This window comes from Leptothrix toolikensis (SeqCode) (assembly GCF_057922285.1).
In genome coordinates this window covers 1-22,037 of record NZ_JBYSVC010000005.1, presented here as the reverse complement: position 1 = coordinate 22,037, position 22,037 = coordinate 1, and the positions used below count along the sequence as shown (strand labels likewise).

The 22,037-nt window shown below is 60.3% G+C and carries 20 protein-coding genes; 18 read left to right on the top strand and 2 right to left on the bottom strand.

Going from position 1 to position 22,037, the window contains the following annotated elements:
* Positions 1–2 precede the first annotated feature (2 nt).
* Both tssK and tssJ read right to left on the bottom strand, forming a co-directional pair.
* Entirely contained in the window at positions 3–1,331 is a 1,329-nt protein-coding gene (tssK, locus tag AC3VI7_RS01645) for a type VI secretion system baseplate subunit TssK (RefSeq protein ID WP_489669024.1), read from the bottom strand.
* Complete coding sequence (gene tssJ, locus AC3VI7_RS01640; protein WP_489669025.1) at positions 1,328–1,834, bottom strand: type VI secretion system lipoprotein TssJ; 507 nt, start codon at positions 1,832–1,834, stop codon at positions 1,328–1,330. The genes tssK and tssJ overlap by 4 nt, the downstream gene beginning before the upstream one ends.
* 174 nt (positions 1,835–2,008) lie before the next feature.
* Between tssJ and tssA the strand changes: the two genes are divergently transcribed.
* The 18 genes from tssA to AC3VI7_RS01550 all read left to right on the top strand — a co-directional run bounded on the left by tssA (position 2,009) and on the right by AC3VI7_RS01550 (position 21,807).
* The gene (tssA, locus tag AC3VI7_RS01635) at positions 2,009–3,043 is read left to right on the top strand and encodes a type VI secretion system protein TssA (RefSeq protein WP_489669026.1); all 1,035 of its coding nucleotides are present in this window, start codon (positions 2,009–2,011) and stop codon (positions 3,041–3,043) included.
* Positions 3,044–3,071: 28 nt separating this feature from the next.
* Positions 3,072–3,572, top strand: coding sequence for a type VI secretion system contractile sheath small subunit (gene tssB / locus AC3VI7_RS01630; RefSeq protein ID WP_489669027.1), 501 nt, complete (start codon positions 3,072–3,074; stop codon positions 3,570–3,572).
* Between the two features lie 19 nt (positions 3,573–3,591).
* Positions 3,592–5,088, top strand: a complete 1,497-nt coding sequence (gene tssC / locus AC3VI7_RS01625; RefSeq protein WP_489669028.1) for a type VI secretion system contractile sheath large subunit — start codon at positions 3,592–3,594, stop codon at positions 5,086–5,088.
* A gap of 41 nt (positions 5,089–5,129) precedes the next feature.
* A complete protein-coding gene (locus tag AC3VI7_RS01620) occupies positions 5,130–5,615 on the top strand; it encodes an Hcp family type VI secretion system effector (RefSeq protein WP_489669029.1) in 486 nt (161 codons plus the stop codon).
* Between the two features lie 12 nt (positions 5,616–5,627).
* On the top strand, positions 5,628–6,113 hold the full coding sequence (locus AC3VI7_RS01615) for an Hcp family type VI secretion system effector (protein ID WP_489669030.1): 486 nt from the start codon (positions 5,628–5,630) through the stop codon (positions 6,111–6,113).
* 7 nt (positions 6,114–6,120) lie between these two features.
* The gene (gene tssE, locus AC3VI7_RS01610; protein ID WP_489669031.1) at positions 6,121–6,648 is read left to right on the top strand and encodes a type VI secretion system baseplate subunit TssE; all 528 of its coding nucleotides are present in this window, start codon (positions 6,121–6,123) and stop codon (positions 6,646–6,648) included.
* Entirely contained in the window at positions 6,648–8,576 is a 1,929-nt protein-coding gene (gene tssF, locus AC3VI7_RS01605; protein ID WP_489669032.1) for a type VI secretion system baseplate subunit TssF, read from the top strand. The genes tssE and tssF overlap by 1 nt, the downstream gene beginning before the upstream one ends.
* A gap of 23 nt (positions 8,577–8,599) precedes the next feature.
* Entirely contained in the window at positions 8,600–9,676 is a 1,077-nt protein-coding gene (tssG, locus tag AC3VI7_RS01600; RefSeq protein ID WP_489669033.1) for a type VI secretion system baseplate subunit TssG, read from the top strand.
* Entirely contained in the window at positions 9,673–12,318 is a 2,646-nt protein-coding gene (gene tssH, locus AC3VI7_RS01595) for a type VI secretion system ATPase TssH (protein ID WP_489669034.1), read from the top strand. The genes tssG and tssH overlap by 4 nt, the downstream gene beginning before the upstream one ends.
* Before the next feature lie 61 nt (positions 12,319–12,379).
* A complete protein-coding gene (locus AC3VI7_RS01590) occupies positions 12,380–12,874 on the top strand; it encodes a hypothetical protein (RefSeq protein ID WP_489669035.1) in 495 nt (164 codons plus the stop codon).
* Positions 12,875–13,141: 267 nt separating this feature from the next.
* On the top strand, positions 13,142–13,678 hold the full coding sequence (locus AC3VI7_RS01585) for a hypothetical protein (protein ID WP_489671213.1): 537 nt from the start codon (positions 13,142–13,144) through the stop codon (positions 13,676–13,678).
* A gap of 51 nt (positions 13,679–13,729) precedes the next feature.
* Complete coding sequence (locus AC3VI7_RS01580) at positions 13,730–15,142, top strand: tetratricopeptide repeat protein (protein ID WP_489671212.1); 1,413 nt, start codon at positions 13,730–13,732, stop codon at positions 15,140–15,142.
* On the top strand, positions 15,118–17,076 hold the full coding sequence (locus AC3VI7_RS01575; RefSeq protein WP_489669741.1) for a type VI secretion system Vgr family protein: 1,959 nt from the start codon (positions 15,118–15,120) through the stop codon (positions 17,074–17,076). Before AC3VI7_RS01580 ends, AC3VI7_RS01575 begins: the two co-directional genes overlap by 25 nt.
* A gap of 32 nt (positions 17,077–17,108) precedes the next feature.
* Positions 17,109–17,615, top strand: a complete 507-nt coding sequence (locus AC3VI7_RS01570) for a DUF6484 domain-containing protein (protein ID WP_489669740.1) — start codon at positions 17,109–17,111, stop codon at positions 17,613–17,615.
* 13 nt (positions 17,616–17,628) lie between these two features.
* Complete coding sequence (locus AC3VI7_RS01565; RefSeq protein WP_489669739.1) at positions 17,629–18,735, top strand: DUF2169 family type VI secretion system accessory protein; 1,107 nt, start codon at positions 17,629–17,631, stop codon at positions 18,733–18,735.
* Positions 18,732–19,775, top strand: a complete 1,044-nt coding sequence (locus AC3VI7_RS01560) for a hypothetical protein (RefSeq protein WP_489669738.1) — start codon at positions 18,732–18,734, stop codon at positions 19,773–19,775. The genes AC3VI7_RS01565 and AC3VI7_RS01560 overlap by 4 nt, the downstream gene beginning before the upstream one ends.
* Complete coding sequence (locus AC3VI7_RS01555; protein ID WP_489671211.1) at positions 19,772–20,863, top strand: PAAR-like domain-containing protein; 1,092 nt, start codon at positions 19,772–19,774, stop codon at positions 20,861–20,863. Before AC3VI7_RS01560 ends, AC3VI7_RS01555 begins: the two co-directional genes overlap by 4 nt.
* Before the next feature lie 83 nt (positions 20,864–20,946).
* Positions 20,947–21,807, top strand: a complete 861-nt coding sequence (locus AC3VI7_RS01550) for a hypothetical protein (protein ID WP_489669736.1) — start codon at positions 20,947–20,949, stop codon at positions 21,805–21,807.
* Positions 21,808–22,037 lie beyond the last annotated feature (230 nt).

Genomic DNA, 22,037 nt, shown 5'->3' with positions numbered 1-22,037 from the left:
GGTTATCCCTTGATGGCCCAGAGCTCCAAGGCCAAACCGGGGAAGTCCCCGGCCACATGCAAGGCCAAGGCCCCACTGGTTTCGAGTTGCTGCCACAACTCACTGCCACGTTCGAGCTCGAAATAGTGAAACCCGGCGTGAAACGGCAATTGACGCGGCACCACCGGCAGGCTGTGTAGACCGATGCCAGGCAAGGCCAAATTCACCAAGTCACGGATGCGATCCACCGGACCGAATTTGCACTGAGCCGGAAAACGCTGGCGCACTTGCTCACCGGGCAATTGAGCGTTGACGGCCAGCACCAGCGTGCCTTGACGCAGCACATCGAGATCTTTGATGACGGCACTGCGTCCCCAGCGGTGCTCGGTCAGCTCCACTTGCATGGCTTGCCGATCCACCACCGCCGAGAGCATGCGCCGCAGATCGTCGATGACGGGCAAGAAGCTGCCCTGCAAATCGTCGTGGCGATACAGCGGGTATTCGTTGACACAGCAAGCCTCGGGGCGAAAGGTGCTGAGTTCACCGGCCAATTGCAAGCAAGCCCAGTAGAAATCGCGCGGATGCACGCTGGGTGCGCCCGCACATTGGCGCAGCAGCGGCTCACTGCGGTTCAGCACCAGCAGGGTCAAGAATTCAGCCATCCCCGCCACGCCGGCCCCAAGCTGGCCCATCTGTGCTGCCAACGTCTGCGCCCGTTGGCGCACCAAGCCGTGCAGCAAAGCGGCCGAGGCCGACAGCTGAGCGCTGGCATCCAAGCGGGTTTGGGGCGGAATGTAGGCGCGGTCGAGCACGACTTGACCGTCGGCGCGGCGCTCGATCACCCGGGCGATGCCAAGGCCGGTCAAGGCGTCGTTGAACGATTTACCGCGTATCAGGCTCAAGTTCAGGGCGGCCGTTTGAATCGCTTCGGGCTCGTCGCTCGCGTTGGCACTGTCGCGTCGCTCCTCGGTGTGTGCCCGGTAGCGCCGCACCTCGCTGGGGTGATCGCTCCAATCCACCTCGGTGCTGCCTTCGCGACGCAGGGGAACGGCCAAGTAAATCAGCTCGCCTTGGACATCGGCGCTGATCTCCAGCGGCGCGGGCACCGCGTCATGGGCCGGGATCGCAAAGGCGGTGCCGTCGGCCAAGATCCCGCTGGCCCGCACCACCCCGATGCGGCCTTGGGCAAGCAGGCTGTCGTCAAGGCACAGCTCGCTGAAGCCCCAAGCATAGGGATGCAGGGCATGCGAGCCGGCCGCCCTTTGATGCTGGATGTGGCGCTCTTCCTGCTGGAAGTGATGGGGTTGCAAGAACATGCCTTGCGACCAGACGACCTTATCCATCCAACTCATGATGCCGGCCCCATCGTCAGAGAAAGTTCAGCCACCCGAATCGTGCTTTGAAAGGAGCGGCTGGATGGCACGGGCAACACAGCGCGCCAACGGGCGTGCTCGATGTCGCGGTAGGCCGCCAACGCGCCGATGAAGCGGGTCTCGGTGCGTAGCTTGCGTTGCAGGGGCCGCCGCTCGCCGGGCTGGAGCAAGTAGTCCTCGCGCCCAAGCAGATCGCCGCCGAGTTCAGCCTGATCACGCTGATACAGCGACACAAAGTCAGCTTGGATAAAGGCTGTGGCGGCCTTGAGCTCGTAGAGCCGAATCAGCACGGGCGAAGGGCGGCGATGGCTGTCGGGGTTGACCTTGGCACTGACTTCGATGCTGGCTTGCCATGTGGTGTCAGCTTGGCCCAGCAACGTATGGACCGCCGCGCAACCCACGAGACCGCTGCTGACCGCAACCCCGTTCAGCATCCACAAACGACGCTGGGCATCGGCGGGCAAGTCTTCAGGGGTGATCACGGCGGGCTCCCAGAATAAACATGCTGAACAGGCAATTTGTTCGCACTATGTCACAACAACCTGCCCATCTTGCACCCGTCAAGGGGCTAGACATCTTGGTAAATATCTGCTTTCTAAATCGGGCCTGAAGTGATTACACTGGCCCACCACACCACAAGCTGCTGAGAATTCGCCATGCGCACGTTCGAGCTTGACGCCTTGCTGGCCCCGATGACTGGGGATGCCGGTGATGCGCCTTGTGGGGTGGATTTGGTCTACGACGCAGCCTTCATGGCCCTTGGCGAGGCGGCTCGGGGCAAACCAGAACAGCAGTACGGCGACACGCTCATCGCTGCCATCGAGCCCGACTGGCGGCAGATTCACAGCCAAAGCTTGCAACTCGCCAGCCGTTCGCGCGATCTGCGCGTGGCGCTTTGGTTGCTCCGCAGCAGCATCCACCAAGACGGCATCCATGGCGCGCTCACCGGCTTCGAGCTGGTGCAGGGTCTGCTGGAGCGGCATTGGCCGCATGTACACCCGCAGCTGGATGCTGAAGACCACAACGATCCGACCGAGCGGCTCAATGCCTTGGCCCCGCTGGCCCATCCGGCGGAAGTGCTGGCGGATTTACGCGGGATTTACTTCACCCGCGTGCCGCTGCCGCTGCGCCTGCGCGATCTGGAATTGGCCTTCAATCGCAACGATCCCGCCGCAAGTAGCGCGCTGCTGGGCGAAGATGGTGCCTTACAAGCCTTGGCCGATGCGGAGCAACGCACCCCCGGACTCTTGGCGACTTTGCAGGCGCTCGAGCGCTGTGCGCGATCCATTGATCAGCGAGTGGAGACCCACGTGGAGGCGGGTTTGGGGCTGGACTTGCTGCCTTTGCACAAGTTTTTGCATCTCTGCGCCGAGGCAGCGCGCCGAGCCGCTGATCAGGTGCAGGTACAGCCGACGACGCCCAGTTTGGAGTCCCGGCCTGAAACCTCAAGGCCTTCAAACGCCTCAAGCATCACGGTGTCGCCGCCCACCCTTGGTTCACGTGCGGATGCGGCCCGTGAGCTGGGACGCATCGCCGATTGGATCGAACACAACGAGCCAGGTCATCCGGCACCGCTGTTCATCCGGCGCGCCCAGCGGCTGATGGACATGAGTTTCCTCGACATCATGCGTGATCTGGTGCCCGACAGCATTGCGCAGATTGAACACTTTGCCGGGCCAAATCACGAATAAACCCGGACCCTTTTTGGGAGGATTTGCCATGGCCACCAGCAGTCAAAAATTTATCGCCAAGAACCGTGCGCCGCGCGTACAGATCGAGTACGACGTCGAGACCTACGGGGCCCAAAAAAAGGTGCAACTGCCTTTTGTCATGGGGGTGCTGGCCGAGCTTTCCGGCAAACCCGTCGAGCCTTTGGCTCCGGTGGCAGATCGCAAGTTCTTGGAGGTCGATGTCGATAACTTCGATGCGCGCATGAAGGCCATGAAGCCCCGTGTGGCCTTTCAAGTGGCCAACACGCTCACGGGTGAAGGCAATTTGGCCATTGATATGACCTTCGAGACCATGGAGGACTTCTCTCCGGCGGCCGTGGCTGCCAAGGTCGAGGGGTTGCGGCAATTGCTCGAAGCGCGTCAGCAACTGGCCAATCTGATCACCTACATGGATGGCAAAACCGGCGCGGAGGAGTTGTTGGCCAAGGTGATTCAGGATCCGGCGCTGCTGCAATCCCTCGCGGCCGCTGCCGCACCCAAGGCCGAATAAATCATCTCGGGAGCATCCCATGAGCGCTGAAAACCTGATCCAAAGTTCCAGCTTGCAGGGCGTTCAATACGCGGGCGACGATTTTGCGGCCCTGCTGAACAAGGAGTTCAAACCCAAAACCGATGAGGCCAAGAGCGCCGTTGAGCAGGCGGTTCAAACCCTGGCACAGCAGGCCTTGTCGAACGCCAACGTGATCAGCAGCGATGTGATCGGCTCGGTCGAGGCGATGATCGCCGAGCTGGATCGCAAGCTCACCGAGCAGCTCAACGGCGTGCTGCATCACCCCGAGTTTCAGAAGCTTGAAAGTGCTTGGCGCGGTCTGCATTACCTGATCAACAACACCGAAACCGACGAGATGCTCAAGGTCAAGGTGATGAACATCAGCAAGGCCGAACTGGGCAAGACGCTCAAGCGCTACAAGGGCACAGCGTGGGACCAGAGCCCGATCTTCAAGAAGGTCTACGAAGAGGAATACGGCCAATTTGGCGGCGCACCCTTTGGGTGTTTGGTCGGTGACTATTACTTTGACCAAAGCCCGCCGGATGTGGAGCTGCTGGGCGAGATGAGCAAGGTGGCGGCGTCAGCCCATGCACCGTTCATCGCCGCAGCCAACCCGTCGCTGATGCAGATGGACTCTTGGCAAGAGCTGGCCAACCCGCGTGACCTGAGCAAGATTTTCACCACGCCGGAGTACGCCGGTTGGCGTTCTTTGCGGGAATCGGACGACGCCCGCTACATCGGTTTGGCCATGCCGCGTTTCTTGGCGCGCACGCCCTACGGGGCCAAGAGCAGCCCGGTGGCGGAGTTTGATTTCGAGGAAGACACCGGCAGCGCCGATCACAGCAAATACACGTGGGCCAACTCGGCCTACGCCATGGCGGTAAACATCAACCGCTCCTTCAAAGACTACGGCTGGTGCTCACGCATCCGGGGCATTGAGTCGGGTGGAGCGGTCGAGAACCTGCCGACCCACACCTTCCCAACCGATGACGGTGGGGTGGACATGAAGTGCCCCACCGAAATTGCGATCAGCGACCGGCGTGAAGCCGAGCTGGCCAGCAGCGGGTTCATGCCCTTGGTGCATCGTAAGAACTCGGATCTGGCCGCCTTTATCGGGGCGCAATCGCTGCAAAAACCGGCTGAATATGACGACCCCGACGCCACGTCCAACGCCAAATTGGCTGCGCGGCTGCCCTATCTGTTTGCCTGTTCGCGTTTTGCCCATTACTTGAAGTGCATGGTGCGCGACAAGGTGGGCTCGTTCAAAGAGCGTGACGAGGTGCAGCGTTGGTTGCAAGACTGGATCATGAATTACGTCGATGGCGATCCCGCGCATTCCTCTGAGGAAACCAAAGCGCGCCGGCCTTTGGCCGCCGCCGATGTGATCGTCGAAGACATCGAGGGCAATCCCGGCTACTACACCTCTAAATTTTTCCTGCGGCCGCACTATCAGCTGGAAGGCTTAACGGTTTCGCTGCGCTTGGTTTCTAAACTGCCGTCGCAAAAGGCGGCTTGATTGTTGCCTTTGCTTTTGCATTTGCATCAAGGAGAAGCATCATGGCTGTAGACATGTTCATCAAGATCGGTGACATCAAGGGCGAGGCTCAGGATGCCACCCACAAGGAGTCGGTCGATGTGCTGGCTTGGAGCTGGGGCCTGAGCCAGAGCGGCACCACCCACACGGGCTCGGGGGGCGGGGCCGGCAAGGTCAATGTGCAGGATCTGTCCTTCACCAAATATGTCGATACCAGTTCGACCGCCTTGGTGATCGCCGCGTGCAAGGGCACCCATATCAAGGAGGCCAAGCTCACGGTGCGCAAAGCCGGGGACACGCCGCTCGAATACATCAAGATCACCTTAGAAGACTGCTTGGTTTCGTCGGTCTCGACCGGCGGCAGCGGCGGGGAAGATCGCCTGACCGAGAACGTCACGCTCAATTTCGCCAAGTTCAAGGTGGAGTACACCGCGCAGGCCAAAACGGGGGGCAAGGGCACCACGTCCACGGCGGCGTGGGATATCGCCGCCAACAAGCCCATGGGTTAATGGGGTGTCTTCATGTCTCAAAGCGACATGTTTTTGCGGGTCGAGGGCAGCAAGCAGGGCCTGATCAAGGGCGAGTCCTCGGACACCGCACATCTCGGCGAGATTGATCTCGTGGCTTGGTCGTGGGGCATGGACGGTAGCGCCGGGGCCTTTGCCCAAACCACGGCCCGCACCACCTTGCAAGAGCTGATCGTGTTCAAACGGGTGGACAGTGCCACCACCGCGCTGATGTCGGCGCTGCGCAACAACGAGGTGATCAAGAAAGCTGTGCTGGTGGTGCGCAAGGCCGGGGGTGCCGCCCCGGTCGAGTATTTCCGCATGACCGTGGAGAAGGCGCGCATCACCGCGCACCGGGTCCACAGCATGGAAGGCGGCCCCGAATTGCGTGAAGAGCTTCGACTGGCTTTTTGGAAAGTGCAAGTCGAGTACCGCCCGCAAGACGCAGGGGGTGGCGGGCGAGCCACCCACACCTTTGACGCTGAAGTCACGCCGCAGTGAGCCCAACATGGCCCCGGTTCATGCCCCATCCCGTGACCGGCTCCAGCCGGCTTTGCTGGACCGACTGACAGACGATGGCACCGATGCCGATCAGCAGCACAGCCTGTCCCGAAGCCAGTTGCGCGCGGCGGTGTTGCGTGATCTGAGCTGGCTGCTCAACGCAGTGCAGCCCATGCCCGAGCGGCTGGCGCTTTATCCCCACGTGGCCCATTCGGTGCTGAACTACGGTTTGGCACCGATCTCGGGTCAGCTGGCGTCCAAGATCGACATTCACCACATCGAGCGCGACTTGCGTGAAGCCTTGCTGCGTTTCGAGCCGCGCTTGCTGGAGCAGGGCCTTTCGGTCCAAGCGGTTGAAACCAGCGGCATGCTCGATAGCCACAACGTCATTGAGTTCGAGATTCGCGGCTTTCTCTGGGCCCAGCCGGTGCCGCTCGAACTGCTTTTACGCACCCAACTTGACCTTGAGGCCGGCCAAGTGCGGGTGCAGGATTTGAATGCAACCCAAACCGTGATCCAAACGGGGTACGCCTGATGGACCCCGGCCTGCTTCAGCTTTACAACGAAGAGCTGGCCCATCTGCGCGAGGTCGGCGCTGAGTTTGCCCAAGCCTTCCCCAAGATCGCTGCGCGCCTCACGATGGACGGCATCGAGGTGGCTGATCCGTATGTGGAACGTCTGCTCGAAGGCTTTGCCTTCTTGGCCGCACGGGTGCAGTTGAAGATCAAGGCCGAGTACCCGCAGTTTGTGCAGCACCTGCTCGAAACGCTCTACCCCAACGCCTTGGCCCCCACGCCGTCGATGGCGGTGCTGCGTCTGCAACCTGATTTGAGCGATCCCAATTTGGTCAAAGGCGCACGGGTGGCACGGGGATCGGCGGTGCATGTCAACGTCAACGGGGCGACCCGCCTTGGGTCAGCCAGCACTGAGCGGCGCTGCGAATTTCGCACCGCCCACGAGGTGTGCTTGTGGCCGTTGGACATCACCGCCGTGCGCTACAGCGCCCACACCGCCGACTTGCCCTTGGCGCAACTGCCAGTGGCTCGTCAAGCACGCAGCAGTTTGCGGCTGCGGCTGCGGTTGCATGGCGGGGCGCACTGGGACGGGCTGGCGCTCGATACCTTGAGCCTGCACCTGAGCGGTCCCGATGACGTCAGCCAGCGCGTGCATGCGTTGTTGGTGAGCGCCTTGATCGGTTCTTGGGTGCCACCATCGTCATCGTCCGGCCCTAGCGAGGCGTCACGCAGCCAGTGGCGTCACGCTGAAGACAGCCTGCGCACCCAAGGCTTTGCGGACGAAGAAGCCTTGCTGCCCGAAACCTTGCGAGGCTTCAGCGGTCATCGGCTGATGCAGGAATATGCCGCCTTGCCGCAGCGCTTCTTGTTTGTTGAGCTGACCCAGTTGCGGACGCGCTTGGCCAGGCTGAGCGGCACCGAAGCTGAGGTGGTGCTGCTGTTCGATCAGGTTGATCCGAGCCTAGAGGCGCTGGTCGATGCCAGCGCGTTGACCCTGTTTTGCACCCCGGCCATCAATTTGTTCCCACGTCGTCTGGATCGGATTCAGCTCAGTCCGGGCACGGCCCACACTGAAGGCAGCAGTCCCCAGCCGTGGGAGCATCACGTCGTGCCCGACCGGACCCGGCCGATGGACTTTGAAGTTCATAGCCTGCTGAGCGTCACGGGTTACGGCGTTGGCCCGGTCGCTGAACAAAGCTTTTTGCCGCTCTACAGCACCTTCCACCCCGAGCCGGTGCAGCACGCCGCCTATTACAGCCTGCGCCGTGAGCCGCGCTTGTTGTCGCCGCGCCAACAGCAGCAAGGCAGCCGCTCGTCCTACGTCGGCACCGAGGTCTACCTCTCGCTGGTCGATCCCTTGCACGCCCCTTATGCCGAGGATGTGCGCCAGCTCGCCCTGAGCGCTTTGGTGACGAATCGCGATCTGCCGTTGTTGATCGGTAGCAGCTCGACGTGGGCGCTTGAAACACCCGGCCCGGTCAAAAGCGTCCAAGCCTTGCACGCACCCAGCGCGCCGCAGTTGCGTTGGCCGCGTGGCGAGTTGGGCTGGCAGTTGATCAGCCAGCTCACGCTCAATCATCTCTCCATCGTCGATGAAGCTCCGGAGCGCGCTGCCGCTGCGCTGCGCAGTCTGCTGGCGTTGCACGGTCCGCAACAAGGCCCATGGCCGCACCAGATCGAAGGGATTCGTGCGGTCAACGCCCACGTGGTGACACGTCGGCTGCCCTTTGAGGGGCCGCTCACTTTTGGCCGGGGCGTGCAGATCGACGTGACGGTCGATGAGCTGGCGTTTCAAGGCCACAGCGCGGTGTTGCTCGGGGCCGTCCTTGAGCATTACTTTGCCCGCCAAGCTGCGATCAACAGCTTCACGCTGACCCGTTTGCACTCGACCCGGCGGGGCTTGCTGATGCAGTGGCCGGCGCGGGTCGGCACGGGTCACATCCTTTGATCCTTGAGCCGGGCGACCTCATCATGGATACCTCACCGCCCCTCACCACCCCGCCGAGCCCTGCGCTGCGTGACCTTTGGGCGGCCTTGGAGGCTGAGCCGTGGCGGCATGATTTCTTCCAGACGTTGCGTCGCATCGAGGCCCTGCATCCCGCGTGGCCGCGTCTGGGGGCCGCGCTTCAGCCACGCGAGGAGCCGATCCGCATCGGCCAAGACCCCGGGCTGGATTTCGCCCCGGCGGCCTTGCAGTCCTTTGGCATGCAGGGTGGTGCCCAGACCGCCCCGCCGCGTCTGGGCCAGCGCTTCTTCGGGTTGTTCGGGTCGATGGGGCCGATGCCGCTGCACTTGAGCGAATACGTGCGCGAACGCAGCCGCAGCCATGGGGATCTGGCGCTGGAGCGCTTTGCCGACATGTTCCATCACCGCATGGCCTTGTTGTTCTACCGGGCCTGGGCTCAGGCTCAACCCGCGAGCCAGTTGGATCGGCCCGACGACGATGCGTTTTCGCGTTGGGTTGGGGCCTTGTGTGGCGTGGGTCAGCCTGGCTTGGCCCATTTGCAACACGCCGGCACCTTGGCCCAAGGTGTGCGCCACGCTGAAGGCCTGGAAAAAATCCTGCGCCACGACTTTGGCGTGCCGATCAAGCTGGAGCAACACGTCGGGCAGTGGCTCAAGCTGGACGACCAAGAGCGGGCTGAATTGCGCCCCAGCAGCGCTGTAAGGCGTTTGGCCTTGGGGCGCAATGTCGCCTTGGGCAGCAAGGTTTGGGACCGGCAGTACCGCGTGCGCTTGCATATCGGGCCGCTGAGCTTGGCCGAGTACCAGCGCTTCTTGCCGGGTGAGCCCGCGTGTATCGCGCTGGGTGACTGGCTGCGCACCACCTTGGGTCTGGGCCTGAGCTGCGAAATCAGTTTGCGGTTGTGCGAGTCCGACATCCCCCCTTTGCAGCTTGGACGTGGGGCGGGCCGCGTGGGCCGCACGGCTTGGCTGGGTCAGCGCCGTGGTCAGCCGGGGCCGCAGCAAGGTCAGCACCCTGATCGGGCCGGGATGACATGGGTGGATCGGGGTGGGCAGGGGCAGAGTACCGGGAGAACACCATGAGTGAGATCAGTCGCAGTGCCTTGTTCGGCAAGCTCAATCCCTTGGCCTACAAAGCCATCGAAGGCGCGACGGTGTTTTGCAAGCTGCGCGGCAACCCCTATGTCGAGTTGCAGCATTGGTTGACGCAGATCCTGAACGCGCCCGACACCGATCTGCATCGCGTTCTGCGGCAGTACGAGATCGACAGCGGGGTCTTGGCGTCCGATTTGACCCGCGCGCTCGACCGCCTGCCACGCGGCTCAACCTCGGTCACCGATCTCTCCAGCTTGGTCGAAAACGCGGTCGAGCGGGGCTGGGTGTATGGCTCTTTGATGTTTGGTGACACCCAAGTGCGCACCGGCTACTTGCTCATCGGCCTGCTCAAAACTGCTTCGCTGCGCAACGCGCTGCTGGCGATCTCCAAGCAGTTCGAGCGCATCGCTGTGGACGATTTGATCGAGCGCTTTAGCCGCTTGCTCAGCACCTCGCCTGAGCAGGCCCAAAGCGCCAGCGACAGCGGAGCAGCCCCCGGCGAAGCCAGCGACGCCATCGCCCCGGCGGCTTTAGGCAAGCAAGAGGCTTTGAAAAAGTTCACCACCGATCTGACCGAGCAAGCTCGGGCTGGTGGCATGGACCCCATCGTCGGCCGCGACGACGAGATCCGCCAAGTGGTCGATATCTTGATGCGCCGCCGGCAAAACAACCCGATCTTGGTCGGCGAGGCCGGCGTGGGCAAGACAGCGGTGGTGGAAGGTTTTGCCCAGCGCATCGCACGCGGCGATGTGCCGCCAAGCCTGAAGGATGTGCAACTGCGCGCGCTGGACGTGGGCCTGCTGCAAGCCGGGGCCAGCATGAAAGGCGAGTTTGAGCAGCGCTTGCGCTCGGTGATCGACGAGGTCCAAGCCAGCCCCAAGCCGATCATTTTGTTCATCGACGAAACCCACACCTTGGTGGGCGCAGGGGGCGCAGCAGGCACGGGAGATGCGGCCAATTTGCTCAAACCGGCCTTGGCGCGCGGCCAGTTGCGCACCATCGGTGCGACCACGTGGGCCGAGTACAAGAAGTACATCGAGAAAGACCCCGCGCTGACGCGGCGTTTCCAGAGCGTGCAGATCGACGAGCCAAGCGAACCGAAGGCGATATTGATGATGCGCGGCGTGGCCAGCACGATGGAAAAACACCATCGGGTGCAGATTCTGGATGAAGCGCTCGAAGCCGCCGTCAAGCTCAGCCACCGCTACATCCCAGCGCGCCAGTTGCCCGATAAATCGGTCAGCCTGCTCGACACCGCCTGCGCCCGGGTCGCCATCAGCCTGCACGCCACCCCTGCCGAGGTGGACGATGCCCGCAAACGCATCGAAGCCCTTGAAACCGAGCAAGCCATCATCGAACGCGAAGCGGCCATCGGCATCGAAACCCAAGAGCGGGCCGCTTCGGTGGTGACGCAGTTGGCGGCTGAGCGGGAGCGCCTGGGTGGGCTCGACGCGCGTTGGCAGCTTGAGCGCGGCTTGGTGGATCGGCTCTTGGCCTTGCGCGCCCGGCTCAGAAGCCCGGACGAAGCCGCCGTGGCGGAGCGTGAGCCCACCTTGGCCGAGTTGCGGCAGGTTCAAGCTGAGCTGAGCACGTTGCAAGGCGAAACCCCGCTGATCTTGCCCACGGTCGATTACCAAGCCGTGGCCAGCGTGGTGGCCGATTGGACCGGCATCCCGGTGGGGCGCATGGCCAGCAACGAGATCGACACGATCCTGAATTTGCCCAAACTGCTCGCCAAACGGGTGATCGGCCAAGACCACGCGATGGAGATGATCGCCAAGCGCATCCAGACCTCACGCGCCGGGCTCGATAACCCCAACAAGCCCATCGGGGTCTTTATGTTGGCCGGCACCTCGGGTGTGGGCAAGACCGAAACCGCGCTGGCCTTGGCCGAGGCGCTTTACGGTGGTGAACAAAATCTGGTCACCATCAACATGAGTGAATTCCAAGAAGCCCACACGGTTTCGACGCTCAAAGGCGCGCCTCCCGGTTATGTGGGTTACGGCGAAGGCGGTGTGCTGACCGAAGCCGTGCGCCGCAAACCTTACAGCGTGGTGCTGCTCGACGAGGTCGAAAAAGCCCACCCGGATGTGCATGAAATCTTCTTTCAAGTCTTCGACAAGGGTTTCATGGAAGACGGCGAAGGCCGCTTCATCGACTTCAAAAACACGCTTATTCTGCTCACCACCAACGCCGGCACCGAGGTCATCGCCCACCTCTGCCGCGACCCGCTCCATCAGCCCGACCAAGACACCCTCACCAAAGCCCTGCGTCCCGCTCTGCTCGACATCTTCCCGCCCGCCCTGCTCGGCCGCTTGGTCGCGATCCCCTATTTCCCCCTGAGCGACACCATGCTCGCCCAAATCGTCCGCCTCCAACTCAACCGCATCAAAAAGCGCGTCGAAGAACGCTACAAGATCCCGTTCGAATATTCAGAAGATGTCGTCCAACTTGTGGTCAGCCGCTGCACCGAAAGCGAATCAGGCGGCCGAATGATTGATTCGATATTGACGAATACGATGTTGCCGGAGATTAGTAGGGATTTTTTGAATAGGATGATGGAAGCAAGTTATATCAAATCTATACGGGTGGGAACTGCTGAGCTTTCATTTACCTACGAGATTAAATGATGAGAACAGCAAACCACCAAAAATAGTCAATATCGTTTATAGTAACCTGGAGAGCATTACCATGTGGGATATTCAATCATCACTGAAAAGTCTTCGCGAAAACAAGAAATCAGGGCCAGCAGCGCCCTATCAGTGCGCAAAATATGTTAACCGAGCGCTCCGGGATGGAGGAGTTCATCTTCAGCAAGTTAAGTTCCGTTATCCTGGTGATGGCCCGTCGGCCTGTGATTACGGAGCCTATCTTGAGGATGTCGGCTTTGAAGTATTTTACGATAATACCGATGACGAACTAATGTGCCGCGCCTATCATCCAGTTGCCGGTGACATCGCCATATTTATGCCTATCGCTGCAGAGGTCAAGAACGGCCTAACAATTAATTTACATAAACATGGCCACATTCAAATGTACGATGGGATATCATGGATTTCTGATTTTGAGCAAAAACATTTTTTTGTTGGTAAGGACTACAAAATTAAATGGGGGCGATTCAGAATTTACAGATTCACAGACCTGATGTGTAAAGCGTCAAATTTACCCGTAAATTTCAGCAGGTAGGCTCGTGACTTGCACAGCAATCACAACCTACAGTAAATATACTATATAGCTGGCAATGAAATTGCGCTGCATCAACAGATTTTTAAGTTTTTTGATTTTATTTGGAAAAATTCTTGCCATCATCATGCAAATAATTGCCACTCTAGTACTTATCAGTAAACCATATTCGCCAACCGAAGCGTGGCCTGTGGAGCAGCAGCAACTAGATAAATTTCATCTACTGTGGGCGTGGCGTTATTCGTACTTACATAGACGATGATACACCGCATGAAAACCAACATCAACATCCAAGCGATCCAATGGCTTGCAGAACTTGGATTATCAAAAAACAAGATAACCGAAGTGATATACAGCTTTGCAAGTGGCACCAGAATCCAAGTTTTTAGGTATACCGCACCAGAGCTGTTCTTCCGCTTCCATGGCAAAGGCAGTCCTGTGTCAATTTATGCGCCAAATTACTGGGCTTGTGGCAGTTCGTTCGGTCGCGCTATCAGCCGTGCAAGTCATTTCGAAGGATTCCTGAATGATGCCGAAATCAGGCAAATAGCCAAAACCAATTACCGCGACGTCACCGCCATCTGCCACAACTGGAATCCATTGGAGTCGGACACGTTTTGGAAGATTGAACTGGCGGGCAACGAAACAATCGAGGGCCTCGAAGGCGAAGTCGCTCCGCAGCCAACGCATGCGGCCACGGCCACCAATAGCGCATCGACATCCAAGCTGTCCGGCGGAGGTGTGCAGGTATTTCTGAATCCGGAAACACCGTTCATCTGCACCCCGGTGAATTGGGAAAACCAATGACTTTGGTCAATCGCACCAGACTCTAGTCCGCAACCCCAACAAGGGAACACCATGCCGACACCTCCCCCCGTCAGCGCCAACGCGCCGACTGAGCTCAGTCTCTCTGACGCCTTGCGCATGGCGGTTGAGATGCATCAGGGGCGGTTGTTTGAGGATGCGCAGACTTTGTATGGGCGGATTCTTGCGGTGGTGCCGCAGCAGCCTGACGCGCTGCATTTGCTGGGCATGTTGCGCCATCAGATGGGGCGCAGCGAAGAGGGGTTGGCGTTGATGGAGCGGGCGATTGCGGTCGAGCCGGGGTTTGCGGGGTATCACAACAATCTTGGCAACATCCACGCCAGCCATGGTCGGATTGAGTTGGCGACGCGGGCGTATGAGGCGGCGCTGGCGTTGGCCCCGGAGGATGCCGATCTGCACAACAACCTTGGGGCGCTTTACAAGGCCGAGCGGCGTTTTGAGGCGGCGCAGGCTTGCTACGAGCGGGCGGTGGCGTTGGATGCGCAGCACATCCGGGCGCTGAACAATTTGGGCTTGCTGTACGCCGAACTGGGCGACCGGCCGCAGGCGATTCGCTATTACGTCAAGTCGCTGGAGCTGATGCCGGGCAACGCGTCAGCACGCAAGCTGCTGGGCATCACGTACTACACGCTGGGCAAGATCGCTGAGGCGGCTGAGGTGTACCGGCAGTGGTTGGAGCAGGAACCCGATCAGCCGATGGCGCGCCATTTGTATGCGGCGTGTACGGGGCAAAACGTGCCAGCGCGGGCGGCGGACGACTATGTTGAGCAGACCTTCGACCGCTTTGCCGAAAGTTTCGAGTCGGTGCTGAACGAGCGCCTTGATTACAAGGCCCCGCAGTTGTGTGCAGCCTTGCTGGCCGAGCATCTACCTGCACCGCAGCAGCAATTCGCGCTGCTTGACGCTGGTTGTGGCACCGGCTTGTGCGGGCCGCTGGTTGCGCCTTGGGCCAAGACCTTGGCGGGCGTGGATCTGTCACGCGGCATGCTGGATCAGGCCCAAACCAAAGGCGTCTATAGCGATCTGTACAAAGCGGAGTTGGGTGAGTTTTTGCGGCTTTCAAAGGGGCATTGGGATGTGATCGTCTCGGCCGACACGCTGTGCTACTTCGGGGATATGCAGCCGCTGATGCACGCTGCGGCCGGGGCGCTGCGCGAAGCGGGCACCTTGGTGTTCACCGTCGAAGCGCTGCCGGATGAGGCCGCGTTGCCGTATCGGCTTGAACCTCACGGACGCTATGCCCACGCCAAGGCTTATGTGGCTGCGGTGCTGGCTGAGGCCGGCTTGCGTTGTGAGGCTCTGTCGGCCGTGGTGCTGCGCCAAGAAGGCGGCAAGCCGGTCCACGGATGGCTTGTGCTTGCGCTTAAAACTGCTACGCTGACAGCCACGGCGGTTTCCCCCACCTTGCATGGATTCACCCCATGGCCTCCTCGCCCATCACCTTGACATCCCCGCTGCCCGCAGCGGCATTGTTCTTCGAGTCGATGCAGTTTTCGGCGGGTTTGAGTGTGCTTGGGGAGATGCAACTGCAACTGCTGAGCCCCCGGGCTGATCTCAAGCCAGAAGACTTGCTTGGCCAGCCGATCACGGTGCATGTGCAAACAGCCGGCGAGGTACCGCGCCACTTCAACGGCTATGTGACGCGCTTTGGCTTGGGCATGGCGCAGGGGCGTTATCACGCCTATCAAGCCAGCGTGCGGCCGTGGTTGTGGTTCCTGACCCGCACCAGCGATTGCCGTATCTTTCAAAACCTGAGCGTGCCCGAGATCATCAAGAAGGTCTTCGAGGATCACAGCATCGCCAGCTTCCAAACCAAGCTGTTTCGCGATTACGCCAAGCGCACCTATTGCGTGCAGTACCGCGAAAGTGACTACAACTTTGTCGCCCGGCTGCTGGAGCAAGAAGGCATCTACTGGTACATCGAGCATGCCGATGGCACGCATAAGCTGATCTTGGTTGATGCCCAGAGCGCCCACGACGCCGCCCCCGGTTGTCCCAGCCTGCGCTACATCGAAGACCCACGCAACGCACCACCCGGCCAAGAGTACGTCACGCAGTGGCGTTTCAGCCAAGGGGTAGAAACCGGCAAAGTGGCGCTGACCAGCTACGACTTTGAGCGGCCTTCCACCCGCTTGTTGGTCAGCACCGGCAAGCCGCAAAAGCACAAGCTGGCCGACTACGAGCAGTTCGATTTCGCGGGCGACTACCGCCAAAGTACGGAGGGCAGCCAATACGCCGAGAACCGTGCCGACGCCGAGCAAAGCCAGTTCGAACAGCAGCAGGCCCACGCCAACGCGGTCGGTATCGAAGTCGGCCGCCGGCTCAAGCTCAGCCACCACCCGCGTGAGGATCAAAACCGCGAGTACCTGATCACCCATCTCCAGATCAGCGCGCATCTGGACCTCTACCGCACGGACGCCATGGGCGGTACAGGCGGCACGCGCTTCGAGAGCGAATTCCAAGCCATCCCCGCTGCACAGCAATTCCGCCCGCCGCGCCTGACGCCCAAGCCTTTTGTGCAAGGGCCGCAAACCGCGATGGTGGTGGGGCCCAGCGGCGACGAGATCCACACCGACAAGTACGGCCGCGTCAAAGTGCAGTTCCATTGGGATCGCTACGGGCCGAAGAACGAAACCAGCTCGTGCTGGGTGCGGGTTTCGCACCCGTGGGCGGGGAAAAACTTCGGCGGCATCCACATCCCGCGCATCGGCCAAGAGGTGGTGGTTGATTTTCTGGAAGGCGATCCCGACCAGCCGCTCATCACCGGCCGGGTCTACAACGCCGAGCAGATGCCGCCTTGGGATTTGCCGGCCAACGCCACCCAAAGCGGCCTCCTGAGCCGCTCCAGCCAAGGCGGCGGCTATGGCAACGCCAATGCGATCCGCTTTGAAGACAAAAAGGGCAGCGAGCAGCTGTGGATCCAAGCCGAGAAGGATCTGGACACCGAGGTTGAGCACGATGAAACCCACCGCGTGGGCCACAACCGCAGCAAGTCCGTGGGTGGCAGCGAAACCGCCACCGTGGTCCTGCAACGCACCCACGCCGTCGGCCTGAACGAAACCATCGCCATCGGCGCAGCCCAAGAAGTGGTCATCGGAGCCTATCAGACGGTGAATGTGGGCGGTTATCAAGACGTCAACGTCGGTGAAAAACGCGCCACCAGCATCGGCGAGGACGACAGCTTGCATGTGGGCAAAAACCTCGTGATCGAAGCCGGTGACGCCATCACGCTCAAGACCGGCAGCGCGAGCATCACGCTCAAAAAGGACGGCACGATCACCCTTCAAGGCAAGAACATCACCCTCGACGGCTCAGGCAAAGTCAGCATCAAGGCCAGCGGGGATGTGGTGGTCAAGGGTGCCAAGATCTTGCAGAACTGACACCAGCACTGACGCTAATACGGAGGTTGATCATGAGCGGACGCGATCCCCTTGAGCCTTGGGTCGAAGCTCCACCGCTGCTTGCGCCGGCGTGCATCGCTGGGGTGGTGGTTGGCGAATTGGTGGCCTTGACCGACAACGGTTTGACCGCGCTGGTACGCCACGCTGGGCAGGTGGCGTCGAGTGATGACGGGAGGGTTGAACTGCTCAAAGCGCGCAGCGTGGTGGATCTGCACGGCGCGCACATCGGTGCTGCGGTGATGTTGATGTTCGAGCACGGCGACCCAAGGCGGCCCATCGTGATGGGCCTGCTGCGCCAAGAAGGGTCATGGCCCATGGCAGTGCGGCCTGAGCAGGTGGAGGTGTCGGTGGACGGCGAGCGCATGGTCATCAGCGCCAAAGAGCAATTGGTTCTGCGCTGCGGCAAAGCGCGCATCACGCTGACCCACGCCGGCAAGGTCTTGATCGAAGGCAGTTATGTGCTGAGCAAATCCACCGGCGTCAATCGCATCAAGGGTGGATCGGTGCAGTTGAACTGAGCGAGCAGCGCCCATGGAACTCATCAACGCCACCCGCATGGTCGCCGGCTACAACATGGGCTTGGATCCCCGTGGTCGGGAGTGGCTGGTGGTGGTGATCAAGGGCACGTTTGTGCTGCCCCAGCCCGAAGAGGCGGTGCGCTTGGCCGACGAGCAGTTGCCGCTGGTGATGGCTGACACCTTCACCGGGGCTCCGGGCCTTTCGGCCCCGGTCTACGAAGCGGATTTCGCGCTGCGCAAGGGTGCCTGTGATGTCTTGCTGGTGGGCAGCGCCCATGCGCCAGAAGGCAAACCCACAGCCCGCACCGAGGTCATCTTGCGAGTCGGGCCGATGAACAAGCGTTTTGAGGTGGTGGGCGACCGTGTTTGGCTGGCCAACGCGGCTGGGCTGCAAGCCTCCGAGCCCATACCGTTTTTGCGCATGCCCTTGTCCTACGACGTGGCCTTTGGCGGTGTGGATCACGCGTCAAGCGATCCGGCCGAACATGATGCGTACATGCCCAACCCGGTGGGGCGCGGTTATCACAAGCAACTCAACAACGAATGGGTCGATGGCCGGGTGCTGCCCAATACCGAAGTGATGCGTCAACCCATCACCTCGCCCACCGAGGCTTATGCCCCCATGGCCTTTGGGCCGCTCGGGCGGGGCTGGGAAGCGCGCGCCAAACTGGCCGGCACCTATGACCAAGCCTGGCTGGACGAGGTGTTTCCGTTTTTGCCCAAAGATTTCGACGAGCGCTATTTCCAAGCCGCGCCGTTGGATCAGCAGATCCCTTTTTCCAAAGAGCCGATCGACGTGGCGATGCGGCACCTGACCCCGGATGGCCTGCGCCATTTCGTGCTGCCGCATTTCGAGGCTCCCGTGCATATCTTTCCGAAGAAAGGCGAGCGCGAGGATCACACCGCCACGCTCGACACCATCGTTTTTGAGCCCGATCAAGCGCGCTTCACCATGACGTGGCGTGTCGCCCGGCCGCTTAAACGCAACATGTTTGAAATCGCTCAAGTGCTGGTGGGCAAGAAGGGCCGGGAGTGGTGGCAACAACGCGAGCAAGTCGCCTTCCCAATTCCCGTCGTGATGGTGCCGATGCACAAGCCCACAGACACCGAGCCAGCATGATCGCTGCCGCCATCGCCATCCTGAAAACCGGCTTGGTGACGTCGGTGGGTTTGAGCGCCCCGGCCAGTTGTGCGGCTTTTCGCGCCAAGATTTCCAACCCGAGTGAAACGCGCTTCATCGACTCGGGCGGCCAGTGGATCATGGCCCACCAAGTGCCGCTGGAGCAGCCTTGGCGCGGCTTGACCAAACTGGCCAAGATGGCAGCGATGGCGCTGCGTGAAGCCTTGGAAGACGTCCCCCAAACCGAGTGGGGCCAACTCCCGCTGCTGCTGTGCGTGGCCGAAAACGAGCGCCCCGGACGTTTGGCCGGCCTAGACGATGCGCTCTTCTTGCAGATCCAAACCGAACTCGGGGTCGAGTTTGACGCCCACTCAGCGGTGATCACCCAAGGTCGGGTGGGTGTGGCGGTTGCCTTGGCGCAGGCCCGCTTGCTGATCCCGCAGAGGATGGCCCAAACGACGCATCCTCGCGTCGTGATTGTCGCCACCGACAGCCTGCTGACTTGGCCCACCCTCAGCCACTTTGAGCAAAACGAGCGTCTGCTCACTGAGCGCAATTCCAACGGTTTCATGCCCGGCGAAGCGGCCGGGGCCCTGCTGGTCGGCCCGCCCAGCGGCAAGGGGAGCGAGCTGCTCTGCACCGGCATCGGCTTCGGCCGCGAGCTCGCGCACATCGACAGCGAAGAGCCCCTGCGCGCCGACGGCCTGACCCAAGCCATCAAAGCGGCCCTGCATGACGCCGGCTGCCAGATGCACGACATGGATTTCCGCATCACCGATCTTGCCGGCGAACAGTATTACTTCAAGGAAGCCACGCTCGCCCTGTCACGCACGCTGCGCCAACGCAAAGCATCTTTCGATATCTGGCACCCGGCCGAATGCACCGGCGAAATCGGTGCCGCCGCTGGCGCAGCCATCATCAGCACCGCCCAAGCCGCCTGCCAGAAAAACTACACCCAAGGCCACAACATCTTGGCCCACATGGCCAACGATGCCGGTCAGCGCAGCGCGATTTCTCTCCAATATCGGGAGGCCTCATGAGCAATCAGGTCTATGCCAACAATATGTCGGTGAGCTGCAAAGCCGCAGCCGGCAAATCCATTTGCGCCTTTCCCGATGTCTGCATGACCCCCCCACAAACCCCAGCGACCCCACCGGGTGTACCGATTCCATACCCAAATACAGGCCTAGCTTCAGATACCTCAGACGGCTCCACCAGCGTCAATATCTCCGGCCAAGAGGTGATGCTGAAAAACAAAAGTTATTTCAAGAAAAGTACCGGCGATGAAGCCGGATGCGCACCGATGAAAGGCGTGATCACGCACACAAATATGGGAAAGGTGTATTTCAACGCGTGGTCGATGGATGTGAAGGTGGAGGGGGAGAATGTGGTTCGGATGATGGATATGACGACGCATAACCATGCGAGCCTACCGGGTAATAGTCCTGCTTGGCCATATATTGATGAAGCCGCATTCTCAGGAACTGGAGTATGTAAAGACGTCGCAAAGCAGATAACCGAGAAATGCCCCCAGAAACCGGATAAAAAGGATCGCAAGGCATGGGTCAAGGCGATGTGTGACAACCCAGACTCAGGTTGTCGAGACGCAATGAAGTGCGTACTGTCCCCGCACTCTCCGCGCGCAGAGCACGAGGACGGTACTGTCACCCAGGGAAACTGCTGTCCCGGAAAAACTCCGCACCATGTCGTTCCCGCGCATTGTTTCATGCCGCCCGGTGAGCGGGCGGGACGCGGTGATGCCCGGTATTCCGGTTGTGAGGGGTACAGCCCAGCGGAGGCACCGTGCATATGCGTCGAAGGTGCAGGTAAGGAAAAGGACCACGGTGAAATTCACAAACGTGTGGACAAGGCCGAAGATAAGTTCCTCTTGGACGGGCAGGCCGGAAGTTGGACCTACAAACAGGCATCGACTGCCGGCAGCAGGGCAGTCTCAAAGGTCACGAAATGCGACGAGGCATGCATCAAGGCGCAAGTGGATGCCTACCATCAGCAGAACGATGGGACACCCAATGTCAAAGATGACACCAAGCTCCGCGCCGATAGTTCCGGCAACAGGACACTGAGCGATCAGGTCCCAAGCGTTACGGAAGTGGGAACTAATTTTTGAATCTCCTGGGGATTTCAACAATGGCGAAAAATTCTGCAATAAACGTCCGATTTCTGGGCGGGTGCGCGCCGCGCGCCACTCTGTTGGGCCTGCTGGCGTTCCCTGCTGCCCTGGAGGGCAAGGAAGTCGAGTGCACTCGCTTTTACACCGTGACGCCCGAGCGTTGGGCTCACCGAGAAATCAATGCCGACATCGTCTCAATCGTCTTTGAGGATGGCCCTAATGGCAAGTGTTGGTGGCTTCTCGGCAAGCGAGGTGATGTCTATGCAGTGCGTCCGACCGGCGTCACCAACGAACAGATTTCAGATGCAGGCACTGGGCCCGGGAAATTCGGCTATCTCAGCAGCATTAGGTATGTTCGAGGTCGTCTCTTAGCGTGTGGATTCTCGCGGCAGATTTACGAGCGCACCGAGAATGGTTGGATCCATGCCGACCTTGGAGTTATCCTAGACGCTGCCCAGATGGACTTGGGTTTCAACGATCTCACCGGAAATGATGCCGGGGACCTATGCGCGGTGGGCGATGAAGGAGAGATTGCCATCCAATCCGGAGAGCGTTGGACTATGATGGAAAGTCCAACGAACGTAGATCTCTATGCAGTTTGCTCCGATTCCAATGGGCGATTCATTGCTGCAGGCAGGAGCGGAACCGTGCTTTGCGGCGATAGAGATGGTTTTAATATTTTGTGTGGCAACGATGCTTTTGATAATACCTTGTGGGATATTGAGGATTATCAGGGTGAGATTGTTGCGTCTTGCACTAACGGGCTATATTCCGTACGGGGTGGGTCGTTAGTTCCATTCGACAAGCCGAAGGCGCCCTCACATGTCGGGTATCGACTCGTTCAAGTAGATAATGTCCTCTGGTCAATTGGTACTTATCAGGTTTTTTGCCTTGACAAAGGTCGGTGGTCTGAATGGCAGTGTCCAGACAATAAACGTTGATTCCGCCAGATTTGGCGAAATTGTGTTCGATATTCACTATCGAACGAGTATCGTATCTGCGGTGCTGAATCAACCGGTATGCGCTGATGGAAAAACCACCCTCCCCCCTCGTCATCTCCCAACACGTCGAGGAGTCAACCCACCTCCGCCACGTTCGCAGTGTGCTGGTGCGCTCACACCACGTCCAAATCCACCGTCTGCAACGCCTTGACGAGCGCATTGCTGCGCAT

What these genes read in the sequence shown, in the direction of transcription:
- AC3VI7_RS01555 (WP_489671211.1), top strand. Translation starts at nt 19,772, where the DNA reads ATGAGCAATCAGGTCTATGCCAACAATATGTCGGTGAGCTGCAAAGCC.
- tssE (WP_489669031.1), top strand. Translation starts at nt 6,121, where the DNA reads ATGGCCCCGGTTCATGCCCCATCCCGTGACCGGCTCCAGCCGGCTTTG.
- tssC (WP_489669028.1), top strand. Translation starts at nt 3,592, where the DNA reads ATGAGCGCTGAAAACCTGATCCAAAGTTCCAGCTTGCAGGGCGTTCAA.
- tssF (WP_489669032.1), top strand. Translation starts at nt 6,648, where the DNA reads ATGGACCCCGGCCTGCTTCAGCTTTACAACGAAGAGCTGGCCCATCTG.
- AC3VI7_RS01560 (WP_489669738.1), top strand. Translation starts at nt 18,732, where the DNA reads ATGATCGCTGCCGCCATCGCCATCCTGAAAACCGGCTTGGTGACGTCG.
- AC3VI7_RS01615 (WP_489669030.1), top strand. Translation starts at nt 5,628, where the DNA reads ATGTCTCAAAGCGACATGTTTTTGCGGGTCGAGGGCAGCAAGCAGGGC.
- AC3VI7_RS01620 (WP_489669029.1), top strand. Translation starts at nt 5,130, where the DNA reads ATGGCTGTAGACATGTTCATCAAGATCGGTGACATCAAGGGCGAGGCT.
- AC3VI7_RS01585 (WP_489671213.1), top strand. Translation starts at nt 13,142, where the DNA reads ATGAAAACCAACATCAACATCCAAGCGATCCAATGGCTTGCAGAACTT.
- tssK (WP_489669024.1), bottom strand. Translation starts at nt 1,331, where the DNA reads ATGAGTTGGATGGATAAGGTCGTCTGGTCGCAAGGCATGTTCTTGCAA.
- AC3VI7_RS01575 (WP_489669741.1), top strand. Translation starts at nt 15,118, where the DNA reads ATGGCCTCCTCGCCCATCACCTTGACATCCCCGCTGCCCGCAGCGGCA.
- AC3VI7_RS01565 (WP_489669739.1), top strand. Translation starts at nt 17,629, where the DNA reads ATGGAACTCATCAACGCCACCCGCATGGTCGCCGGCTACAACATGGGC.
- AC3VI7_RS01590 (WP_489669035.1), top strand. Translation starts at nt 12,380, where the DNA reads ATGTGGGATATTCAATCATCACTGAAAAGTCTTCGCGAAAACAAGAAA.
- tssB (WP_489669027.1), top strand. Translation starts at nt 3,072, where the DNA reads ATGGCCACCAGCAGTCAAAAATTTATCGCCAAGAACCGTGCGCCGCGC.
- tssA (WP_489669026.1), top strand. Translation starts at nt 2,009, where the DNA reads ATGCGCACGTTCGAGCTTGACGCCTTGCTGGCCCCGATGACTGGGGAT.
- AC3VI7_RS01570 (WP_489669740.1), top strand. Translation starts at nt 17,109, where the DNA reads ATGAGCGGACGCGATCCCCTTGAGCCTTGGGTCGAAGCTCCACCGCTG.
- tssG (WP_489669033.1), top strand. Translation starts at nt 8,600, where the DNA reads ATGGATACCTCACCGCCCCTCACCACCCCGCCGAGCCCTGCGCTGCGT.
- tssH (WP_489669034.1), top strand. Translation starts at nt 9,673, where the DNA reads ATGAGTGAGATCAGTCGCAGTGCCTTGTTCGGCAAGCTCAATCCCTTG.
- AC3VI7_RS01580 (WP_489671212.1), top strand. Translation starts at nt 13,730, where the DNA reads ATGCCGACACCTCCCCCCGTCAGCGCCAACGCGCCGACTGAGCTCAGT.